The 17,806-nt window shown below is 68.9% G+C and carries 15 protein-coding genes; 4 read left to right on the forward strand and 11 right to left on the reverse strand.

Annotated elements, in window-relative coordinates:
• Window positions 1-71: 71 nt before the first annotated feature.
• The 3 genes from ACVBD7_RS12685 to ACVBD7_RS12695 form a co-directional block, all read right to left on the reverse strand.
• On the reverse strand, window positions 72-464 hold the full coding sequence (locus tag ACVBD7_RS12685) for a GFA family protein (protein WP_458093598.1): 393 nt from the start codon (window positions 462-464) through the stop codon (window positions 72-74).
• 106 nt (window positions 465-570) lie between these two features.
• Window positions 571-1,827, reverse strand: a complete 1,257-nt coding sequence (gene odhB, locus ACVBD7_RS12690; RefSeq protein WP_458093599.1) for a 2-oxoglutarate dehydrogenase complex dihydrolipoyllysine-residue succinyltransferase — start codon at window positions 1,825-1,827, stop codon at window positions 571-573.
• Between the two features lie 10 nt (window positions 1,828-1,837).
• Window positions 1,838-4,732, reverse strand: a complete 2,895-nt coding sequence (locus tag ACVBD7_RS12695) for a 2-oxoglutarate dehydrogenase E1 component (protein WP_458093600.1) — start codon at window positions 4,730-4,732, stop codon at window positions 1,838-1,840.
• A gap of 549 nt (window positions 4,733-5,281) precedes the next feature.
• On the opposite strand from ACVBD7_RS12695, the gene ACVBD7_RS12700 reads away from it, so the two are divergent.
• From ACVBD7_RS12700 to cysE, 4 genes are all read left to right on the forward strand, one after another.
• The gene (locus ACVBD7_RS12700; RefSeq protein ID WP_458093601.1) at window positions 5,282-5,908 is read left to right on the forward strand and encodes a MarR family winged helix-turn-helix transcriptional regulator; all 627 of its coding nucleotides are present in this window, start codon (window positions 5,282-5,284) and stop codon (window positions 5,906-5,908) included.
• Window positions 5,905-6,597, forward strand: a complete 693-nt coding sequence (locus ACVBD7_RS12705; RefSeq protein ID WP_458093602.1) for a response regulator — start codon at window positions 5,905-5,907, stop codon at window positions 6,595-6,597. The genes ACVBD7_RS12700 and ACVBD7_RS12705 overlap by 4 nt, the downstream gene beginning before the upstream one ends.
• An 82-nt stretch (window positions 6,598-6,679) precedes the next feature.
• Window positions 6,680-8,179 (forward strand): ATP-binding protein, encoded by a 1,500-nt coding sequence (locus ACVBD7_RS12710; protein ID WP_458093603.1) that lies wholly within the window; start codon window positions 6,680-6,682, stop codon window positions 8,177-8,179.
• Between the two features lie 137 nt (window positions 8,180-8,316).
• Complete coding sequence (gene cysE / locus ACVBD7_RS12715) at window positions 8,317-9,135, forward strand: serine O-acetyltransferase (RefSeq protein WP_458093604.1); 819 nt, start codon at window positions 8,317-8,319, stop codon at window positions 9,133-9,135.
• Between the two features lie 47 nt (window positions 9,136-9,182).
• Here the strand turns inward: cysE and ychF are convergent, their stop codons facing one another.
• The 8 genes from ychF to ahpF form a co-directional block, all read right to left on the reverse strand.
• Window positions 9,183-10,277, reverse strand: a complete 1,095-nt coding sequence (ychF, locus tag ACVBD7_RS12720; RefSeq protein ID WP_458093605.1) for a redox-regulated ATPase YchF — start codon at window positions 10,275-10,277, stop codon at window positions 9,183-9,185.
• 69 nt (window positions 10,278-10,346) lie between these two features.
• Window positions 10,347-10,919 (reverse strand): aminoacyl-tRNA hydrolase, encoded by a 573-nt coding sequence (gene pth / locus ACVBD7_RS12725; RefSeq protein ID WP_458093606.1) that lies wholly within the window; start codon window positions 10,917-10,919, stop codon window positions 10,347-10,349.
• A gap of 106 nt (window positions 10,920-11,025) precedes the next feature.
• Window positions 11,026-11,715 (reverse strand): 50S ribosomal protein L25/general stress protein Ctc, encoded by a 690-nt coding sequence (locus ACVBD7_RS12730; protein ID WP_458093607.1) that lies wholly within the window; start codon window positions 11,713-11,715, stop codon window positions 11,026-11,028.
• A 148-nt stretch (window positions 11,716-11,863) separates the two neighbouring features.
• Window positions 11,864-12,280 (reverse strand): hypothetical protein, encoded by a 417-nt coding sequence (locus tag ACVBD7_RS12735; RefSeq protein ID WP_458093608.1) that lies wholly within the window; start codon window positions 12,278-12,280, stop codon window positions 11,864-11,866.
• A 44-nt stretch (window positions 12,281-12,324) separates the two neighbouring features.
• The gene (locus tag ACVBD7_RS12740; RefSeq protein ID WP_458093609.1) at window positions 12,325-13,410 is read right to left on the reverse strand and encodes a branched-chain amino acid aminotransferase; all 1,086 of its coding nucleotides are present in this window, start codon (window positions 13,408-13,410) and stop codon (window positions 12,325-12,327) included.
• A gap of 121 nt (window positions 13,411-13,531) precedes the next feature.
• Window positions 13,532-15,007, reverse strand: a complete 1,476-nt coding sequence (locus ACVBD7_RS12745) for a SulP family inorganic anion transporter (RefSeq protein ID WP_458093610.1) — start codon at window positions 15,005-15,007, stop codon at window positions 13,532-13,534.
• Window positions 15,008-15,206: 199 nt separating this feature from the next.
• Window positions 15,207-16,145: a LysR substrate-binding domain-containing protein gene (locus ACVBD7_RS12750; RefSeq protein ID WP_458093611.1), complete on the reverse strand. Its 939-nt coding sequence runs from the start codon at window positions 16,143-16,145 to the stop codon at window positions 15,207-15,209.
• A 50-nt stretch (window positions 16,146-16,195) separates the two neighbouring features.
• On the reverse strand, window positions 16,196-17,785 hold the full coding sequence (ahpF, locus tag ACVBD7_RS12755) for an alkyl hydroperoxide reductase subunit F (protein WP_458093612.1): 1,590 nt from the start codon (window positions 17,783-17,785) through the stop codon (window positions 16,196-16,198).
• Window positions 17,786-17,806: the final 21 nt, after the last annotated feature.

The raw sequence follows: 17,806 nt of genomic DNA on the forward strand, positions 1-17,806 counted from the left end.
GCAATCGGGGCTGGCAGGGTTGCCCGACCCGCAGGGCGACGGGTTGGAAGGGCTTGCTGCCCCCTTACCGGTTATCCGGGGTAGCGCTCGAACGCCGGTAGTTCATGGGCCTTTGCCATCCAGCGTAGCCGCTCGGCCACCTGGATCTGGGCGGTGGGCGGCAGGGCGTCGGGGTCGTCCAGTGTGCAGGCCTGGATGTCGATCATCCCCGGCAGCATCTGCTCATTCACGTAGAACAGGCCGGTGCCGCAGCGGCCACAGAACTGGCGGCGGCCATGCTCGGACGAGGCGTAGGTCACCGGCTCGCCCGTCACCTTCAGCTTGCCGGCCGGCACCATGGCCCAGCCGACCATCGGAGCGCCGGCGTGCCGGCGGCAATCCGCGCAGTGGCACAGGGCGTGGTGCAGAACCTCGTCGGGCATCTCGTAGCGGATCGCACCGCAATGGCACCGGCCCGTCAGCATCGCCGCCCTCCCCTTCTGGTGGGCCAAAGCTAGCACAGGGCCCGAAACGGCAACGGGCCGGAAGGGTCTCCCCTTCCGGCCCGCGAAACCCGATCCCGCGAGGGGATCAGAGGCCGAGCAGCAGCCGCCGCGCGTCCTCGACGCCTTCCTTCACGCGAACGAGGAAGGACACCGCCTCCTTCCCGTCCACGATGCGGTGGTCGTAGGAGAGTGCCAGGTACATCATCGGGCGGATCTCGATCTTGCCGCCGACGACCATCGCCCGCTCCTTGATCGCATGCATCCCGAGAATGCCGGACTGGGGCGGGTTGAGGATGGGGGTGGACATCAGCGAGCCGTAGATGCCGCCATTGGTGATGGTGAAGCTGCCGCCCGCCATCTCCTCCAGCTTGAGCTGGCCGTCACGGACGCGCTTGCCGAAGTCACCGATCGACTTCTCGATGCCCGCGAAAGACAGATCCTGCACGTTGCGCAGCACCGGCACGACGAGGCCCGAGGGACCGCCAACCGCGATGCCCATGTTCACAAAATTCTTGTAGACGACCTCGTCGCCGTCGATCTCGGCGTTCACCGCCGGGAACTCCTGTAGGGCCGCCACGCAGGCCTTCACGAAGAAGGACATGAAGCCGAGCTTCACGCCGTGCTTCTTCTCGAAGGCATCCTTGTACTCGGCGCGCATCGCCATCGCCGCCGTCATGTCCACCTCGTTGAAGGTGGTCAGCATGGCGGCGGTGTTCTGCGCCTCCTTCAGCCGGCGCGCGATGGTGATGCGGAGCCGGGTCATCTTCACCCGCTCCTCGCCCTCACCCGGAGCGCGCGGCGCCTTGGCCGCGGGTGCCGGGGTGGCCGGGGCCGGGCGGGAGAGGAAGTCGAGCACGTCGCCCTTGGCGATGCGGCCGTCCTTGGCGCTGCCCTGGCCGATCTGCCCGGCCGAGACGCCATTGTCGGCCATCATCTTCGCCGCGGCAGGCAGCGGAGCGTGGGCGGGCTCGGCACCACCCGGGCGGGAGACAGGGCCGGTGACGGGGCGCGGGGCCTCGACCTTCGGGGCGGCCGGAGCCGCCGCAGTCGCAGGGGCAGCGGCCGGCGCGGCGGGCTTGGCGGCGGGAGCGACAGCAGCAGCGCCCGAGCCGGCACCGAGCGAGCCGAGCAGGCCGCCCACTTCCACCTCCGCGCCCTCATCGGCCGCGATGCTCTCGATGGTGCCGGCGGTGGGGGCGTTCACCTCCACCGTCACCTTGTCCGTCTCCAGCTCGACCAGCGGCTCGTCGGCCGCAACCGATTCGCCCACCTTCTTCAGCCAGCGGGCCACGGTGGCCGTCGTCACGCTCTCGCCCAGGGTGGGCACCAGGATCTCGGTCATTTCGTTTTCCTCAACCCAGGCCGAGTGCCTGGCGAACCAGCGCTTCCTGCTGCTGCGCGTGAACCTTGGCAAGCCCCGTCGCCGGGCTGGCGGCCGTCGCGCGGCCGACATAGGTCGGGCGCTTGGCCTTCCCGCCCACCACGGTCAGGACGTCCTCGATCTTGCGATCGAGGAACTGCCACGCCCCCATATTCTCCGGCTCCTCCTGGCACCACACCACCTCGGCATTGGCGTAGGGAGCTAGGACACGCGGCAGGGAGATGCGCGGGAAGGGATAGAGCTGCTCGAGCCGGACGATCGCCACATCCTTCACGCCCTTGTCGCGGCGCTCCTGCAGCAGGTCGTAATAGACCTTGCCGGTGCAGAGCACGACGCGGCGCACCTTGTCGGGGGCCACCAACTCGTCCGCTTCCGGGATCACGACCTGGAAGCGGCTGTCCGGGCCGAAATCGGCGAGCGGGGAAACCGCCAGCTTGTGGCGCAGCAGCGACTTCGGCGTCATCAGGATGAGCGGCTTGCGGTAGTTCGCCTTCATCTGGCGGCGCAGCGCGTGGAAGTAGTTGGCGGGGGTGGTGATGTTCGCCACCCGCATGTTCCGCTCTGCGCAGAGCTGCAGGTAGCGCTCCAGGCGCGCGGAGGAGTGCTCCGGCCCCTGCCCTTCATAGCCATGCGGCAGCAGCATCACGAGGCCGGACATGCGCAGCCACTTCGTCTCGGCGGAGGCGATGAACTGGTCGATGATGACCTGGGCGCCGTTGGCGAAGTCGCCGAACTGGCCTTCCCAGAGCACCAGCGTGTTCGGATCGGCGAGCGAGTAGCCGTAGTCGAAGCCGAGCACGCCGAACTCCGAAAGAAGGGAGTTGAAGGCCTCGAGCCTCTTCTGCCCCTCGCGGATGTTGTTCAGCGGCACGTATTCGGCCTGGTTCTGCTGGTCGATCAGATAGGCGTGGCGCTGGGAGAAGGTGCCGCGCTGCACGTCCTCGCCGGAAATGCGGACGCGGTTGCCGTCCACGAGCAGGGTGCCGATCGCAAGCGCCTCGCCGGTCGCCCAGTCGATTCCCTCGCCGGACTCGATGGCCTGCTTCTTGGCCTCGAGCTGGCGAATGATCTTCGGGTTGGCGTTGAAGCCCTCCGGCACGCGGGACAGGGCAGTGCCCACCTCGCGCAGCAGGTCGGGGCTGACCGCGGTCTCGGTCTCGGCCTCGGGCTCATCGTTTCCGGCGGCCTTCAGCCCGGCCCAATGGCCTTCGAGCCAATCGGCCTTGTTCGGCTTGAAGGTCTGGCTGGCCTGGAAGGCCTCGTCCATCTTCGCGAAGAAAGCGTCCTGGATGGACTTGGCCTCGGCCTCCGGCACCGAGCCCTCGGCCGCCAGCTTCTGCGCGTACTTCGTGCGCGTCGTCGGCGTCTCCTTGATGCGGGCATACATCAGGGGCTGGGTGAAGGCCGGCTCGTCGCTCTCGTTATGGCCATGGCGGCGATAGCAGACGATGTCGAGCACGATGTCGGTGGCGAAGCGCAGGCGGAACTCGGTGGCGAGCCGGGCGCAGAACACCACCGCCTCCGGGTCGTCCCCGTTCACGTGCAGGATCGGCGCCTGCACCGACTTGGCCACATCCGTGCAGTACAGGCCCGAATAGGCATGCGCGGGCGTTGTGGTGAAGCCGATCTGGTTGTTGGTCACCACATGCACGGTGCCGCCGACGCGGTAGCCGATGAGCTGGCTCATCGCCATCGTCTCATAGACCACGCCCTGGCCGGCAAAAGCGGCGTCACCATGCAGCAGGATGGCCATGACGGACTTGCGGGTGGTGTCGCCGGCCATGTCCTGGCGGGCGCGCACCTTGCCGATCACGACGGGGTCCACCGCCTCCAGATGGGAGGGGTTGGGTTGGAGCGAGAGATGGACCGTACGGCCGTCGATCTCCACGTCAGTGGAGGTGCCCAGATGGTACTTCACGTCGCCCGAGCCCTGGACGTCCTCGGCATGGCCGGCGCCCTTGAACTCGGCGAAGACCTGGGTGAAGGACTTCTTCACCACGTTGACCAGCGTGGACAGGCGCCCGCGATGCGCCATGCCGATGGCGATCTCATTCACACCGTTCTTCGCACCCTCGGCGATGATCGCCTGCAGCGCGGGAATGGTGGACTCGCCGCCCTCAAGCCCGAAGCGCTTGGTGCCGACGAACTTGCGGGCGCAGTAGGATTCAAACCCCTCGGCCGCCGTCAGCTGCTCCAGGATGGTGCGCTTGGCATCCTTGTCGAAGGCCTTGGTCCAGGGGGCATTCTCGATGCGCTGCTGGATGAAGGCCTTCTGCTCGGGGTCCTGGATGTGCATGAACTCGACGCCGATCGGGCCGCAATAGCTGGCCTTCAGGATCGAGAGAATCTCGCGCAGCGTCGCCGTCTCGCGGCCGAGCACCTTGTCGATGAAGATCGGGCGGTCGAGATCGCCCTCGCCGAAGCCGTAGGTCTTCGGGTCCAGCTCAGCATGCGGCTTCTTCTTCTGCAGGCCCAGCGGATCGAGATCGGCCTCGAGATGCCCGCGCACGCGGTAGGCGCGGATAAGCATGAGCGCCCGCAGCGAATCGAGCACCTGCTGCTTGCTGACCGTCGGGTCGGCGGCCTTGGCGGCCGTGGCCGCCGCGGCGGGGGCGACGCCCTTGGCGCCCTTGGCCGGTGCGGGCGCCTCGGGCTCCGGCGCGAAGCCGCCACGCGGGCGCGGAGCCCAGGAGGCGCCAACCGCATCGCCCAGCACGGCGCGGGCATCGTCGTTCAGCGCCGCGAAGAGCTCCTGGAAGGAGGCGTCGACGCTGTCCGGGTTCTGGACCCAGCGAGCATAGAGGTCGGCGAGGAAGGTGGCGTTCGCCCCCGTCATCGCGCTGGCTAGGATGTCCACTCCGGGCATGATGTTCCGCTTTTCGGCTGGTCTGTCTTGGGGGATTAGGCGGCGAAGGGGGCAGGTCTGTGGCAAGGCGTGATCCCGCCCGGTGACGGATTCGGCCGGGCCGGCATCGGCCGGCACGCAATTTCTGGACCTGTTCTCGTTGCCATTCCGTTGCTCCCCCGGGGTGAACCGGGGCTCCCGCGCACCAATTGGGCTTCGGCACGCTGCTTGTCACCCGTCTTACCGGCATGCCAGGTCGGCGCAAGGCGGGGCGCACTCACAAAGCGACCAAAGCGGCGCGGCCGCATGCTCGCTGGAGCGCAGCCGGCATTCAAAGGCGGGATGACGCCCGTCGGCCGGCGGGGACAGCACATCGCCCGCCTCCGGGCGGGCACTGCCATCAGGCGGTGCGGTGTGCCGGTCAGGTCCGAAGTTCTTCCCGGAACAGGCATGCTCGCCCTTGAACAGGGCGCTGGCATAATACGCTTCGCTGGCCGGCCCGTGCAGCCGGGCGCCATGCCAGGGATACATGATCCAACGATGCCGTTCAGGGACGGGAACAAGCCAGCCATGCCGGACGCGACGGAGACACGGGGCGGGGCCGGCGGGACGGGCACCGGGTCCGCCGGCCGCAACCTCCTCTTCCTGCGGGAGGAGGAACTACGCCTGGCGCAGGACCTTCTCTTCTTCGGTTACCGGGACTTCACGGCGGGGCCGGACGCCATCCTCGCCGAGATGGGCATGGGCCGGGCGCATCACCGGGTGCTGCACTTCCTCGGCCGCCGGCCGGGGCTGACGGTGGGTGAGCTGCTGGGCATCCTTGGCATTACCAAGCAGTCCCTCTCCCGCGTGCTGACACCGCTGATGGCGGGCGGCTATGTCGCCCAAAGCCCGGGCCGGGCGGACCGTCGGCAGCGGCTGCTCTCCCTCACGCCCGAGGGCGAGGCGCTCGAGCGACGGTTGTTCGAGCGCCAGCGGGAGACGGTGACGCGCGCCTATCGCGAGGCCGGGCCGGTTGCGGTGGAGGGCTTCCGCCACGTCATGCGCGGGCTGATGGGGGCGGAGGCGCGGCGGGCGCTGGAGCGATTGGGCGGGACGGACCGGCCCTCGGTGCGCGCCGTGCCACCATCGGGCCCCAGGCCCGCAAAGCCGGGGGCGGGCCCGGCCCCCGCAACGACCGAGGAGAAGACGCGATGAGCGAGGCGGCCCATCTTCTTGTCGTAGACGACGACGCCCGGCTTCGCGCCCTGCTGCAGCGCTTCCTGGCCGAGCAGGGCTTCCGCGTGACGGTGGCCGGCGATGCCGCCGCCGCGCGCCAGGCCCTGGGCGCCATGTCCTACGACCTGGTTGTGCTGGACGTGATGATGCCCGGGGAGACCGGGCTGGAACTGACCGAGGCCCTACGCCGGGACGGGCAGGACGTGCCGATCCTGATGCTCACCGCCGCCGGCGCGCCGGACGACCGGATCGCCGGTTTCGAGCACGGGGCGGACGATTACCTGGCCAAGCCCTTCGATCCGCGCGAGCTGGCGCTGCGCATCCGCACCATCCTCAAGCGCGCCGCGCCACCCCTCTCGGCCCCCCTGCCCCCGGTGCAACTCGGCCTGCGCTGGTTCGATCCGGAGCGAGGGGAACTGCGCGGACCGGAGGGCGTCACGCGGCTGACGGGCGGCGAGGCGTCGCTGCTGGTGGCACTGGCCCGCCGCGGCGGCGAAGTGCTGTCCCGCGAGGAGATCGCCGCCGCCATGGGAAGCCCCGAGGCCGGGGAACGCGCGGTGGACGTGACGGTGACGCGCCTGCGCCGGAAGATCGAGCCAGACCCGCGGGAGCCGCGTTTCCTGCACACCGTGCGCCACAAGGGCTATGTGTTGCGGCCAGGGACCTAGGGGCCGCGCCGGTTCGGCAGTTTCCGGATCGGTAGTTCCCAGATCGGTAGTTCCCAGATCGTTAGTTCACGGAGGGTCGGCGATGGCACCGGATATCGGCGCGCCGGAAACAGGGCCGTCCAGGACGGGGCAGCCCAGGATCGGCAGCGCGGCGGCGATCCGGACCGGCGGCGCGGCCTGGGCGGAGGGAGTTGATTCAGCCCCGCGCGTCAGCCCACCCGCCTGGACCCGGCGCCGGCGGCGGTTGCGCAGCGTCCTCACCGCCGCGCTACGCCCGCTTGTGCCGCGCGGGCTGCTGGCCCGCGCCCTGCTGATCGTGCTCATCCCGCTGGTGGTGACGCAGGGCATCGCGCTGCAGATCTTCTACGGCACTCATCTCGACGTGATCTCCCGCCGGCTGGCCGCGGGCGTCGCGGGGGATGTGGGCATGGTGGTGGAGCTGCTCTCCCGCTACCCCGTTCAGGCCGAAGGCGGCGCCGACGGCAACTGGATCTTCCGGGAGGCTGCCTGGCGGTTCGACCTGTCGCTGGCCTTCGAGCCCGCGGCCAATCTCGGACCGCCCGCGGCCCGCCCGGCCAGCCTTCCCCTGCTGCCGCTGGAAGAGGACCTGGACGACGCATTGCGCGAGCGGCTGCGCATGCCCTTTGACACCGACTGGCAGACGGACCCCCGCAGCGTGATCATCCGCGTCGGCCTGCCCGACGGCGTGCTGCATGTCGAGGCGCCGCGGAAGCGGCTGTTCTCCGGCACGCTGTACCTGTTCGTGATCTGGCTTGTCGGCGCGTCCCTGCTGCTGTTTGCGGTGGCGGCGCTGTTCATGAAGAACCAGGTGCGCGCGCTGCGCCGGCTGGCCGTGGCGGCGGAGGCCTTTGGAAAGGGGCGGGAAACCGGGCCGATCAAGCCGGAGGGCGCGAGCGAGGTGCGCCAGGCCGCGGCCGCCTTCAACGGGATGCGTGCGAACATCCGGCGCTTCGTCATGCAGCGCACCGAGATGCTGGCGGGCATCAGCCACGACCTGCGCACCCCCCTCACCCGCCTGCGCCTGGGCCTGGCGATGCTGCCGGCCGATGCGCAGGAGGATGCGGCGGCCATGACGCAGGACGTGGAGGAGATGGAGCGGATGGTCGCCTCCTATCTCGCCTTCGCGCGCGGCGAGGTGCTGGAGGCGGCGGAGCCGACCGATCTCGTGGCGCTGGCGCGGGAGATGGCATCCCGCAGCCCGGCGGATGGGCCTGCGGTGGAGGTGGAAGGCCCGCCTTCCCTGACCCTGCCACTGCGCGCCGATGCGCTGCGGCGCTGCATCGGCAACCTGCTCGACAATGCCCGGCGCCACGCGGCCCGGGTGGTGGTGACGGTGCGCCCCACCCCGGGTTGGGCCGAGCTGGCCGTGGACGACGACGGCCCCGGCATCCCCGCCCCGGCGCGAGAGGGTGCATTCAAGCCTTTCGCCAGCTTCTCGGCGGGCGGCACCGGGCTTGGGCTGGCGATCGCGCGCGACATCGCCCGCGCCCATGGTGGCGAGATCGCGCTGGGCGAGAGCCCAATGGGCGGCTTGCGGGCGACTATCCGGCTGCCGATGTGACACGGTACGGGGCCTGGGCCAGCCCTGGGCTGGCAGCATGGCCGCCGCCTGTTTGCGGCCTGCCCGGCGGTGGTCGGATCGTGCATGCTCGATCCGGTACGGGCCGGGGCGGCGCGTCGGGAGCGAGCGAGACGGCGATGGACCAGGTGAATATCGTGGAGGACCTCCACGGCTCGGTGACCGCCGAGGTCCTCTGGGCCACGCTCCGGCAGGAGGCGGCCGCCGCCGCGCAGTCCGAGCCGGCCCTGCGCGGGTTGTTGGAACTGGCCGTGCTGCGGCACGATTCCCTGGCCCCTGCGCTGACGGCCCTGCTCGCCCGCAAGCTGGCCGAGCCGCTGATGCCGGCCGAGCGGCTGGAGGACGTCATCCGCACGGCTGGAGCCGATCTGGTGGTGCTGGCCGTGTCCGATCTCGCGGCCAACCGGCGGCGTGATCCAGCAGCCCGGGGCTGGCTGACGCCCTTCCTGCACTACAAGGGCTTCCATGCCCTGTCCTGGCACCGCGTGGCGCATGCGCTGTGGATGGCCAACCGGCTGGACCTCGCCCTCTATCTCCAGAGCCGGTGTTCGCTGGTTTTCGGGGTGGATATCCACCCGGCGGTCCCCGTGGGCCACGGCGTGTTCATCGACCATGCCACGGGCGTGGTGATCGGTGAGACCGCAGTGATCGGCAACGACGTCTCGATCCTGCAGGAGGTGACGCTGGGCGGCACCGGCAAGCAGCGCGGCGACCGGCACCCGAAGGTACGGGATGGGGTGTTGCTCTCGGCGGGCGCGAAGGTGCTGGGAAACATCGTGATCGGGCGCGGCGCGAAGGTGGGCGCGGGCAGCGTGGTGCTGGCCGATGTGCCGCCCTGCGCCACCGTGGCGGGCGTGCCCGCACGGGTGGTCGGCTGGTGCCGGGATGCGGTGCCGGCTTTGGCCATGGACCAGAGCCTGCCGAACACCGGCGACTAGTCCCGGAGAGACGCGCGCCGAAGCGGCGTCTCCCGGGCACGCCCCACTCAGACGTTGAAGCGGAAGAGCAGGACGTCGCCGTCCTTCACCACATATTCCTTGCCCTCAACGCGCATTTTCCCGGCCTCCTTCGCCCCCTGTTCGCCGTTCAGGGCGACGAAGTCGTCATAGGCGATGGTCTCGCAGGCGATGAAGCCGCGCTCGAAGTCGTTGTGGATGACGGCGGCGGCCTGGGGGGCCTTGGTGCCGCGGTCGATGGTCCAGGCGCGGGATTCCTTGGGGCCGACCGTGAAGTAGGTGATGAGCCCGAGCAGCTCGTAGCCAGCGCGGATGATGCGATCGAGGCCGCTATCCTTCAGGCCAAGGCTGTCGAGAAACTCCGCGCGGTCGGTTTCGGCCATCTGGCTGATCTCGGCCTCGATGGCGGCGGAGACGATGACAGACTTGGCGCCCTGCGCCTTGGCCATCGCCTCGACTGCGGCGGAGTGGGCGTTGCCCGTGGCGGCCGCGCCTTCCTCGACGTTGCAGACATAGAGGACGGGCTTCGTCGTCATCAGCTGCAGGCGGGCGGCGGCGACCTCCTCACCCTTGGGCACGGCGGTGCGCGCGGGCTTGCCATCGGCCAAGGCGGCCACGATCGGCTCGGCCAGGGTCACGAAGGCGGCGCTTTCCTTGTCGCCGTTCTTCGCCTTCTTCTGGGCGGTGACGAGGCGCTTCTCGAGGCTGTCGAGATCCGAGAGCATCAGCTCGGTCTCGACCGTCTCGGCGTCCCGCACCGGGTCCACGCTGCCCTCGACATGGGTGATGTCGCCATCCTCGAAGCAGCGGAGGACGTGAACGATGGCGTCCACCTCGCGGATGTTGGCCAGGAACTGGTTGCCCAGCCCCTCCCCGCGGGAGGCGCCGCGGACCAGACCCGCGATGTCGACGAATTCGAGGGAGGTCGGCACCTTCTTGATGGACTTGCCGATGCGCGCCAACTCGTCCAGCCGCGGATCGGGCACGGCAACGCGGCCGACATTCGGCTCGATGGTGCAGAATGGGTAGTTGGCGGCCTGGGCGGCGGCCGTCTGCGTCAGCGCGTTGAAGAGGGTGGACTTGCCGACATTCGGCAGGCCCACGATTCCGCAGTTGAAGCCCATGGTGGCCTGCTGTTCCGTGAGTTCGGGGAGGGTTTGTCGGGTGGCTTACGCCGGGGGGCCGGGTGGGCGCTAGCCCTGGGTGAGCAGAGCCACTTTCGTCATGAAGTCCTCGGCCTTGCCCTCGGCCAGGAGCGGGGCGGCGTCGGCTACCGAATCCAGCAGCCGGTCCAGCCATTCGGCATCCACCTTGGCGAAATTGCCAAGGACGTGGCCGTGGACGCGGTCCTTGTGGCCGGGATGGCCGATGCCAAGGCGGACGCGGGCGAAATCCGGGCTGCCGAAGGCGCGCTGCATGTCGCGCAGCCCGTTATGCCCGGCCGCCCCCCCGCCCTTTTTCACGCGCACCTTGCCAGGGGCGAGATCCAGCTCGTCGTGAAAGGCGGTGATGTCGCCAATGGCGATCTTGTGGAAGGCAGCAGCGGGCTGAACCGAGTTGCCGCTGTCATTCATATAGGTGTGCGGCTTGAGGAGAATGATCCGCTGGCCAGCGATCTGGCCCTCGGACACCTCGCCCTTGAAGCGGCTGCGCCAGGGCGCGAAGCGGTGGCGGGAGGCGATACGCTCTAATGCCATGAAACCGATATTGTGCCGCTGCTTCGCATGTTCCGCGCCCGGATTGCCCAGCCCGACCCAGAGCAGCATCACGCATTCCCTTGAACGAATGAGGCGCGCCCGCTTCCGCCGGCGCGCCTCAAATAGCCAGAAGGAAGAGGGCCGGGCGAGTTCACCTCGCCCGGCCTTCGCTTCCTTACTTCTTCTTCGCGGGTGCCGCAGCCGCCGGCGCCTTGGCCGGGGCAGCGCCCTTGCCGCCCTTGCCCTTGGCCGGCGCGGCCGGGGTCGCGGCGGGGGCGACGATCACCTCCTCCTCGACCACAACAGGCGGGGCAACCGTGAGCACCACGAAGTCGCGAGCAATGGTCGGCACCGCACCCTGGGCGTCCTTCACGGCGGACCAGCGAATGGTCTCGCCGATCTCCGCCGCCGACACGTCGAACTCGAAGCGCTCCGGCACCGCATCGGGGTCAGCCATCACCTCGAGGTCGCGGCGGACCAGGTTGGCAACGCCGCCGCCCTTGATGCCCGGGGACACGTCTTCACCGAGCAGCACGACGGGCACCTTCACGCGGATCTTCTGGCCAGCGGCAAGGCGCTGGAAGTCCACATGGATGGGCTGGTCGGAGACGGGGTGGAACTGCACGTCGCGCATCAGGCAGCGCTCCGTCACGCCACCGGCCACCGCCACCTCGAACAGGTGGGACTGCCAGCCGCCCTTGTGCAGCTCCTTCATGATGTCGCGCGGGTCGAGGGCGAGGAGGGTGGCCTCCTGCTTCGCACCGTAGATCACTGCGGGGACAGAGCCCCCACGCCGGGTCGCGCGCGCCGCCCCCTTACCGGCCCGCTCGCGCGCCGCGGCCTCGATCCGAATGGTCTGGACCATTGCCACTATTCCTTCGCGAATTGGGTTTCACCGATCCGCGCGCCGCCTCGCAGAGGCCTGGACGCGCGAAAGGGTCGCCGGCCTCCAGGGGTGCCGACGCGGGGCGGGGTGTAGCGACCGGGGGGCGGCAGGGCAAGGCCCGCGCGGCTCAGCGAGCGGGCCCCTCACGGTCGACGAGGCTGCCGCGCAGGAGAACCAAGCTCCCGGCCGCCGCCGCGAGGGTAATCCCCAGGCCGGTTGCGGGCAGCCCCCAGTCCTCCCCTCGCCCGAGCTCGACGGCTAGGCTGGCCGCGGCGGCAAGGCAGGCAACCGTCAGCGCCGGCTTCCAAAGCCGTACGGCGCGCGGCGTGAAGGCCGCAAGGTCACTCACCCACCAGACTGCCGGCAGCATCAGCGGCAGGTAGAGCAGGCTGGCCCGGGACTCGTAATGGCTGAGCCCCGGCAGCGCCGAGGCGATGACAGAGACGGTGCCGGAGATGGCCGCAACGGCCGCCAGAACCGCGGCAGTGTTCGACCGCCGGTCCTTTCGCAGCCGCTGCCAGTAGGGCCCGTCCCGCCGGGTCATCGTGCGATCACCGGGCGGTCACCGCCCGGCGCCACCCGCGCAAGTCACGCCTCTGCCGGTACCTTCACCTCGGTCATCCAGCCATGCGGGTCGTTCGACTTGCCGTACTGGACGGAGACGATGGCGTCGTAGAGCTTCTGCGTCAGCGCACCGGTCTGTCCACCGCTGATGCTGATGTTCTCGCCCTTGTAGCCGAGCTGGCCCACCGGGGAGACGACGGCAGCGGTGCCGGTGCCCCACATCTCCTGCAGCGTCCCGTCACGGCCGGCGGCCATCACCTCGTCGATGGAGATCCGGCGCTCGGAGACCGTCACGCCCCAGTCGCGCAGCAGGGTGAGGATGGAGTTGCGGGTCACGCCATCCAGGATGGTGCCGGCGAGCGGCGGGGTGATCACCTCGTCGCCGATCTTCATCATGATGTTCATGGTGCCGACCTCGTCGATCCACTTCCGCTCGACGCCGTCCAGCCAGAGCACCTGGGTGTAGCCGGCGCGCTCGGCCTCCTGCTGGGCGGAGAGGGAGGCGGCATAGTTGGCGGCCGTCTTGGCCTCTCCCAACCCGCCCTGCACGGCGCGGACATGGTTGTCGGTCGCCAGAATGCGCACCGGCTTCACGCCCTCCTTGTAGTAGGAGCCAACGGGCGAGCAGATGACGAAGTAGGTGTAGCGCGCGGCGGGGTGGACGCCGAGCATCACCTCGGTCGCGATCACGGTGGGGCGGATATAGAGAGAGGTGCCGGGCGCGCGCGGCACCCATTCGTGGTCGGCCGCGACGATCGCCTCGAAGGAGCGGCGGATCAGCTCCTCATCCATCTCGGGGATACAGAGGGCGCGGCAGGACTTGTTGAGTCGGCGCGCGTGACGCTCGGCCCGGAAGAGCTTGATGCTGCCATCCGCCTGGCGGAAGGCCTTCAGCCCGTCGAAGACGGCTTGGCCGTAATGCAGGACGGAGGTGGCGGGGTCCATCAGCATCGGCGCGTAAGGAACGACGCGCGGGTCGTGCCAGCCACGGCCCTCCTCGTAGTTCATCATGAACATATGGTCCGTGAGGACCTTGCCGAAGGAGAGCGAGGAGTCGTCAGGGCGCGACAGGGGCGCCTGGGTCCGCGTGAAGGAGATATCCATGGGCATGGCGCCACCGTCCGCAATATTGTTGCTTAGAAGAGCAATCTAGCGCAACGGCACGCCTTTCTGAAACTGTGGACGCACATTCCACCCATGTGCGCACGTCAGGGATGCTGACCTAAGTTCCTCAATGGCCGCTGGCTAGGGAGGCGCCCTTGCGGTGATGGGTGCCCAGCCGCTCGACCAGGGTGGCAGAGGCCTCATTGAGCCCCCTCACCTCCACCGCCACGCCCTGGTGCCGCAGCTTCAGCACCACCCGATCCAGAGCGCCGATTGCGGTGATGTCCCAGAGATGGGCGGCGATCAGATCGATCACCGCATGCTCCACCCCCTCGCGGAAGTCGAAGGCATCGTGAAAGGCGCCGGCGGTAGCGAAGAAGATCTGTCCGGAGACGGCGTAGGTGCGGGTGGTGCCCTGCAGCACGGAGGTGATGGCGAAGGCCTGGGTGACCTTATGCGCGAAGAACAATCCGCTGAGCAGCACGCCGACCAGCACGCCCTGGGCCAGGTTGTGCGTGGCGACAGTCACGCCGACGGTGGCCAGCATCACCAGGCTGGACTGGCGAGGGTTGGTCAGCAGCGCCCGCAGCGAGCCCCAGCGGAAGGTGCTGATCGAGACGAAGATCATCACTGCAACCAGCGCCGCCATTGGGATCTGCCGCACCCAGTCACCCAGGACGAGAAGGAGGAAGAGCAGGAACACGCCTGCCCAGAGAGTGGAGAGCCGCCCGCGCCCGCCGGAGGTGACGTTGATGACGGACTGCCCGATCATCGCGCAGCCAGCCATGCCGCCGAACAGGCCGGCGGCGATGTTGGCCAGGCCTTGGCCGCGGCACTCGCGATTCTTGTCGCTGGCCGTGTCAGTCATTTCGTCCATGATGGCCGCGGTCATCATGGATTCCAGCAGGCCGACCACGGTGAGGGTCAGGCTGTAGGGCAGGATGGTCCAGAGGGTCTCCAGGGTGAGCGGGACATCCGGCAGGAGGAAGCTGGGCAGGTCGGAGGGTAGCTCACCCATATTGCCCACGTTCCGCAGGTCCAGCCCTAGCCAGACAGCGAGCGCGGTGCCCAGCACGATGGTCACCAGGGGCGACGGGATCGACTTCGTCAGCCGTGGCAGCAGGTAAATGATGGCCAGCCCACCCGCCACCATGGCGTAGAACACCGGACCGGCGCCGTCGAACTCCGGCAGCTGGGCCAGGAAGATGAGAATGGCCAGCGCGTTGACGAAGCCGGTGACGACCGAGCCCGAGACGAAGCGCATGAGGTCGCCGAGCCGGAGATACCCTGCGGCGATCTGGAACAGCCCGGTCAGCAGCGTGGCCGCCAGCAGGTAGTCCAGCCCGTGCTGGCGCACGAGGTCGACCATCACCAGCGCCATGGCGCCGGTCGCGGCCGAGATCATGGCAGGACGGCCGCCGGCGAAGGCGATGACCACAGCAATGCAGAACGAGGCGTAGAGGCCGACCTTCGGATCGACGCCGGCGATGATGGAAAAGGCGATCGCCTCGGGGATCAGGGCCAGGGCGACGACAGTGCCGGCCAGCAGGTCACGCGTGATGTTGGGCGACCACTCGGAGAGGGCGCGTCGGGCAGCGGTCATGAAGGCATTCCAGGCAGGCGCCGGGCGGTAAAGGCAGCCGCAGGGCGGAGAGAACAGGCAGGACGAGCGACAGCCACCGGGGGCCGCGCGGACGCGGTCAGGCCGCGGCCGAAATCGTCAGGGCGGAGTGGTCCGCGAGAGGTGGGTGCTGTTCACCCCCTCCTTCTGGCAGCGCGGGCGCTGCGGCGCAACACGCGCGTCAGGCGTTCGCGCCTGCCTGACTTGGCTCGTCGTTGCGCGGGGCCAGTAGCGCGGGCGTCACGCCGCGCAGCACCTCGGCCAGACCCTTCAGCAGTGGCTCCATCGCCGAAGTCTTGCGCCAGAACAGGCCGATCTGGCGGCTGGGGCTGCTGTCCTCGAACCGCAGGAGATGCAGCTTGTCCGCGTAGGAGGCCATGCCGGTAGCGGCCAGGGCGGGCATCAGCGTCACGCCAAGACCCGCGAGCACCATCTGACGCAGCGTTTCCAGGCTGGTGGCGCGGAACTCGGATTGCTCCTGCGCGCCGGAGAGCTGGCATACCTCCAGCGCCTGGTCGCGCAGGCAATGCCCGTCCTCCAGCAGCATGAGGTTGTAGTCCGAGAGCTCGTCCATTCGCAGGCTCTCGCGCGCGGCAAGCGCGTGTTGCCTCGGCACCGCCAGCATGAACGGCTCCTCGAACAGCAGCTCGCAGTGCAGGCTGGCATCGTGCACGGGCAGCGCGAGGATGGCGGCATCCAGCCGTCCCTCGCGCAGCCGCGTCAGGAGCTGGTCACTCTTCTCCTCCGTGAGCAGGAGTTGCAGCTGGGGGAAGCGTGCGCGAACCTTCGGCATCACCTCGGGCAGCAGATATGGGCCGAGGGTAGGAAAGACGCCGAGCCGCGCCGTGCCGGCTTCAGGGCGGGAGAGGCGGCGCGCGGCGTCCCGCATCCCCTCCATTTCCGTGAGTATGCGCCGGGCGCGGGCAACGGCATCCTGCCCTGCGGGGGTGAGCATTACCTTGCGCTGCGTGCGCTCGAAGAGCGCGACGCCCAACTCCTCCTCCAGCTTGCGAATCTGCGTGGAAAGGGTGGGCTGGGCGATGAGGCAGGCCTCGGCCGCACGCCGGAAGTTCCGTTGCTCGGCCAGGGCGACGAGATATTGCAGGTCTCGGAGATTCATGGAGGCACCCTTTCGCGCCCGCCCTCAGGAGAGGACGGGCGCGGTGGGGATCAGGCCGCCTTGGCCTGCACCACCTCGCCTTCCGCCGGGGCGGAGCTGCGGATGAGGTAGTCGAAGGCCGACAGCGAGGCCTTCGCACCCTCGCCGGCGGCGATGATGATCTGCTTGTAGGGCGTGGTCGTGCAGTCGCCGGCCGCAAAGACGCCGGGCAGCGAGGTGTGGCCATGCGCGTCCACCACGATCTCGCCGCGCGGGGAGAGATCGAGCGTGCCGCGCAGCCACTCCGTGTTCGGCAGCAGGCCGATCTGCACGAAAATGCCCTCCAGCCGGATCATGTGGTGCTCGCCGGAGACGCGATCCTCATAGACCAGGCCGGTCACCTTCTGGCCGTCGCCCTTCACTTCGGTGGTGCGGGCGGAGACCAGCACGGTCACGTTCGGCAGGCTGCGGAGCTTCCGCTGCAGCACCTCGTCCGCACGCAGCTTGGTGTCGAACTCGATCAGCGTGACATGCTTCACGATGCCGGCGAGGTCGATCGCCGCCTCGACACCCGAGTTGCCGCCGCCGATCACCGCCACGTCCTTGCCCTTAAAGAGCGGGCCGTCGCAGTGCGGGCAGTAGGCCACGCCCTTGTTCTTGTAGATGTCCTCGCCGGGCACGTTCATCTGCCGCCAGCGCGCGCCGGTGGAGAGGATGACGCTGCGGGCATGCAGCGTGGCGCCGCTCTCCATCCGCACGGTGAACATGCCGTGCTCGAAGTTCAGCTCCTCGGCACGCTGCAGATTCATGATGCGCACCTCGTTCTCGCGCACATGCGTCTCGAGCGCCTGGGCGAGCTTCGGGCCCTCCGTGTGGGTCACGGAGATGAAGTTTTCGATGCCCATGGTATCCAGCACCTGGCCGCCGAAGCGCTCGGCCGCGACGCCGGTCCGGATGCCCTTGCGCGCGGAGTACACGGCGGCCGCAGCACCCGCGGGGCCGCCTCCGACGATCAGCACCTCGAAGGGCTCCTCGGCGGAGAGCCTCTTCGCCTCGCGGGCGGCGGCACCGGTGTCGAGCTTGGCGACGATCTCCTCGACGCCCATGCGGCCCTGACCGAAGACCTGGCCGTTCAGATAGATCGTCGGCACCGACATCACCTGCCGCGCCTCAACCTCGCCCTGGAAGAGCGCGCCGTCGATAGCGACGTGGCGGATGTTGGGGTTCAACACCGCCATGAGATTCAGCGCCTGCACCACATCCGGGCAGTTCTGGCAGGACTGGGAGAAATAGGTCTCGAAGGTGAACTCGCCGTCCAGATCGCGGATCTGGTCGATGACGGCCTTCTCCAGCTTGGAGGGATGACCGCCGACCTGCAGCAGGGCGAGCACCAGAGAGGTGAACTCATGACCCATCGGCAGGCCCGCGAAGCGCAGGCCGATATCCTGGCCGGGGGAGGTCAGCGCGAAGGAGGGGGCGCGCTCGCCGTCCTCCCGGTTCTCGACCACGGAGATCTTGCTGGAAGCCGCCTGGATGTCGTGCAGGAGCTCGAGCATCTCCTTCGACTTCGGGCTGTCATTGACGGAGGCGACGATCTGGATGGGGCGGACGACGCGCTCCAGATAGGCCTTGAGCTGAGTCTTTAGATTGGCATCCAGCACGACGGGCGCTCCGGGTAGGGA

The organism is Roseomonas sp. WA12, from assembly GCF_054165765.1.

Bases quoted from the DNA above. Each gene is read 5' to 3' on its own strand.
- ACVBD7_RS12685 (WP_458093598.1), bottom strand. From the start codon at position 464: ATGCTGACGGGCCGGTGCCATTGCGGTGCGATCCGCTACGAGATGCCC.
- odhB (WP_458093599.1), bottom strand. From the start codon at position 1,827: ATGACCGAGATCCTGGTGCCCACCCTGGGCGAGAGCGTGACGACGGCC.
- ACVBD7_RS12695 (WP_458093600.1), bottom strand. From the start codon at position 4,732: ATGCCCGGAGTGGACATCCTAGCCAGCGCGATGACGGGGGCGAACGCC.
- ACVBD7_RS12700 (WP_458093601.1), top strand. From the start codon at position 5,282: ATGCCGGACGCGACGGAGACACGGGGCGGGGCCGGCGGGACGGGCACC.
- ACVBD7_RS12705 (WP_458093602.1), top strand. From the start codon at position 5,905: ATGAGCGAGGCGGCCCATCTTCTTGTCGTAGACGACGACGCCCGGCTT.
- ACVBD7_RS12710 (WP_458093603.1), top strand. From the start codon at position 6,680: ATGGCACCGGATATCGGCGCGCCGGAAACAGGGCCGTCCAGGACGGGG.
- cysE (WP_458093604.1), top strand. From the start codon at position 8,317: ATGGACCAGGTGAATATCGTGGAGGACCTCCACGGCTCGGTGACCGCC.
- ychF (WP_458093605.1), bottom strand. From the start codon at position 10,277: ATGGGCTTCAACTGCGGAATCGTGGGCCTGCCGAATGTCGGCAAGTCC.
- pth (WP_458093606.1), bottom strand. From the start codon at position 10,919: ATGCTGCTCTGGGTCGGGCTGGGCAATCCGGGCGCGGAACATGCGAAG.
- ACVBD7_RS12730 (WP_458093607.1), bottom strand. From the start codon at position 11,715: ATGGTCCAGACCATTCGGATCGAGGCCGCGGCGCGCGAGCGGGCCGGT.
- ACVBD7_RS12735 (WP_458093608.1), bottom strand. From the start codon at position 12,280: ATGACCCGGCGGGACGGGCCCTACTGGCAGCGGCTGCGAAAGGACCGG.
- ACVBD7_RS12740 (WP_458093609.1), bottom strand. From the start codon at position 13,410: ATGCCCATGGATATCTCCTTCACGCGGACCCAGGCGCCCCTGTCGCGC.
- ACVBD7_RS12745 (WP_458093610.1), bottom strand. From the start codon at position 15,007: ATGACCGCTGCCCGACGCGCCCTCTCCGAGTGGTCGCCCAACATCACG.
- ACVBD7_RS12750 (WP_458093611.1), bottom strand. From the start codon at position 16,145: ATGAATCTCCGAGACCTGCAATATCTCGTCGCCCTGGCCGAGCAACGG.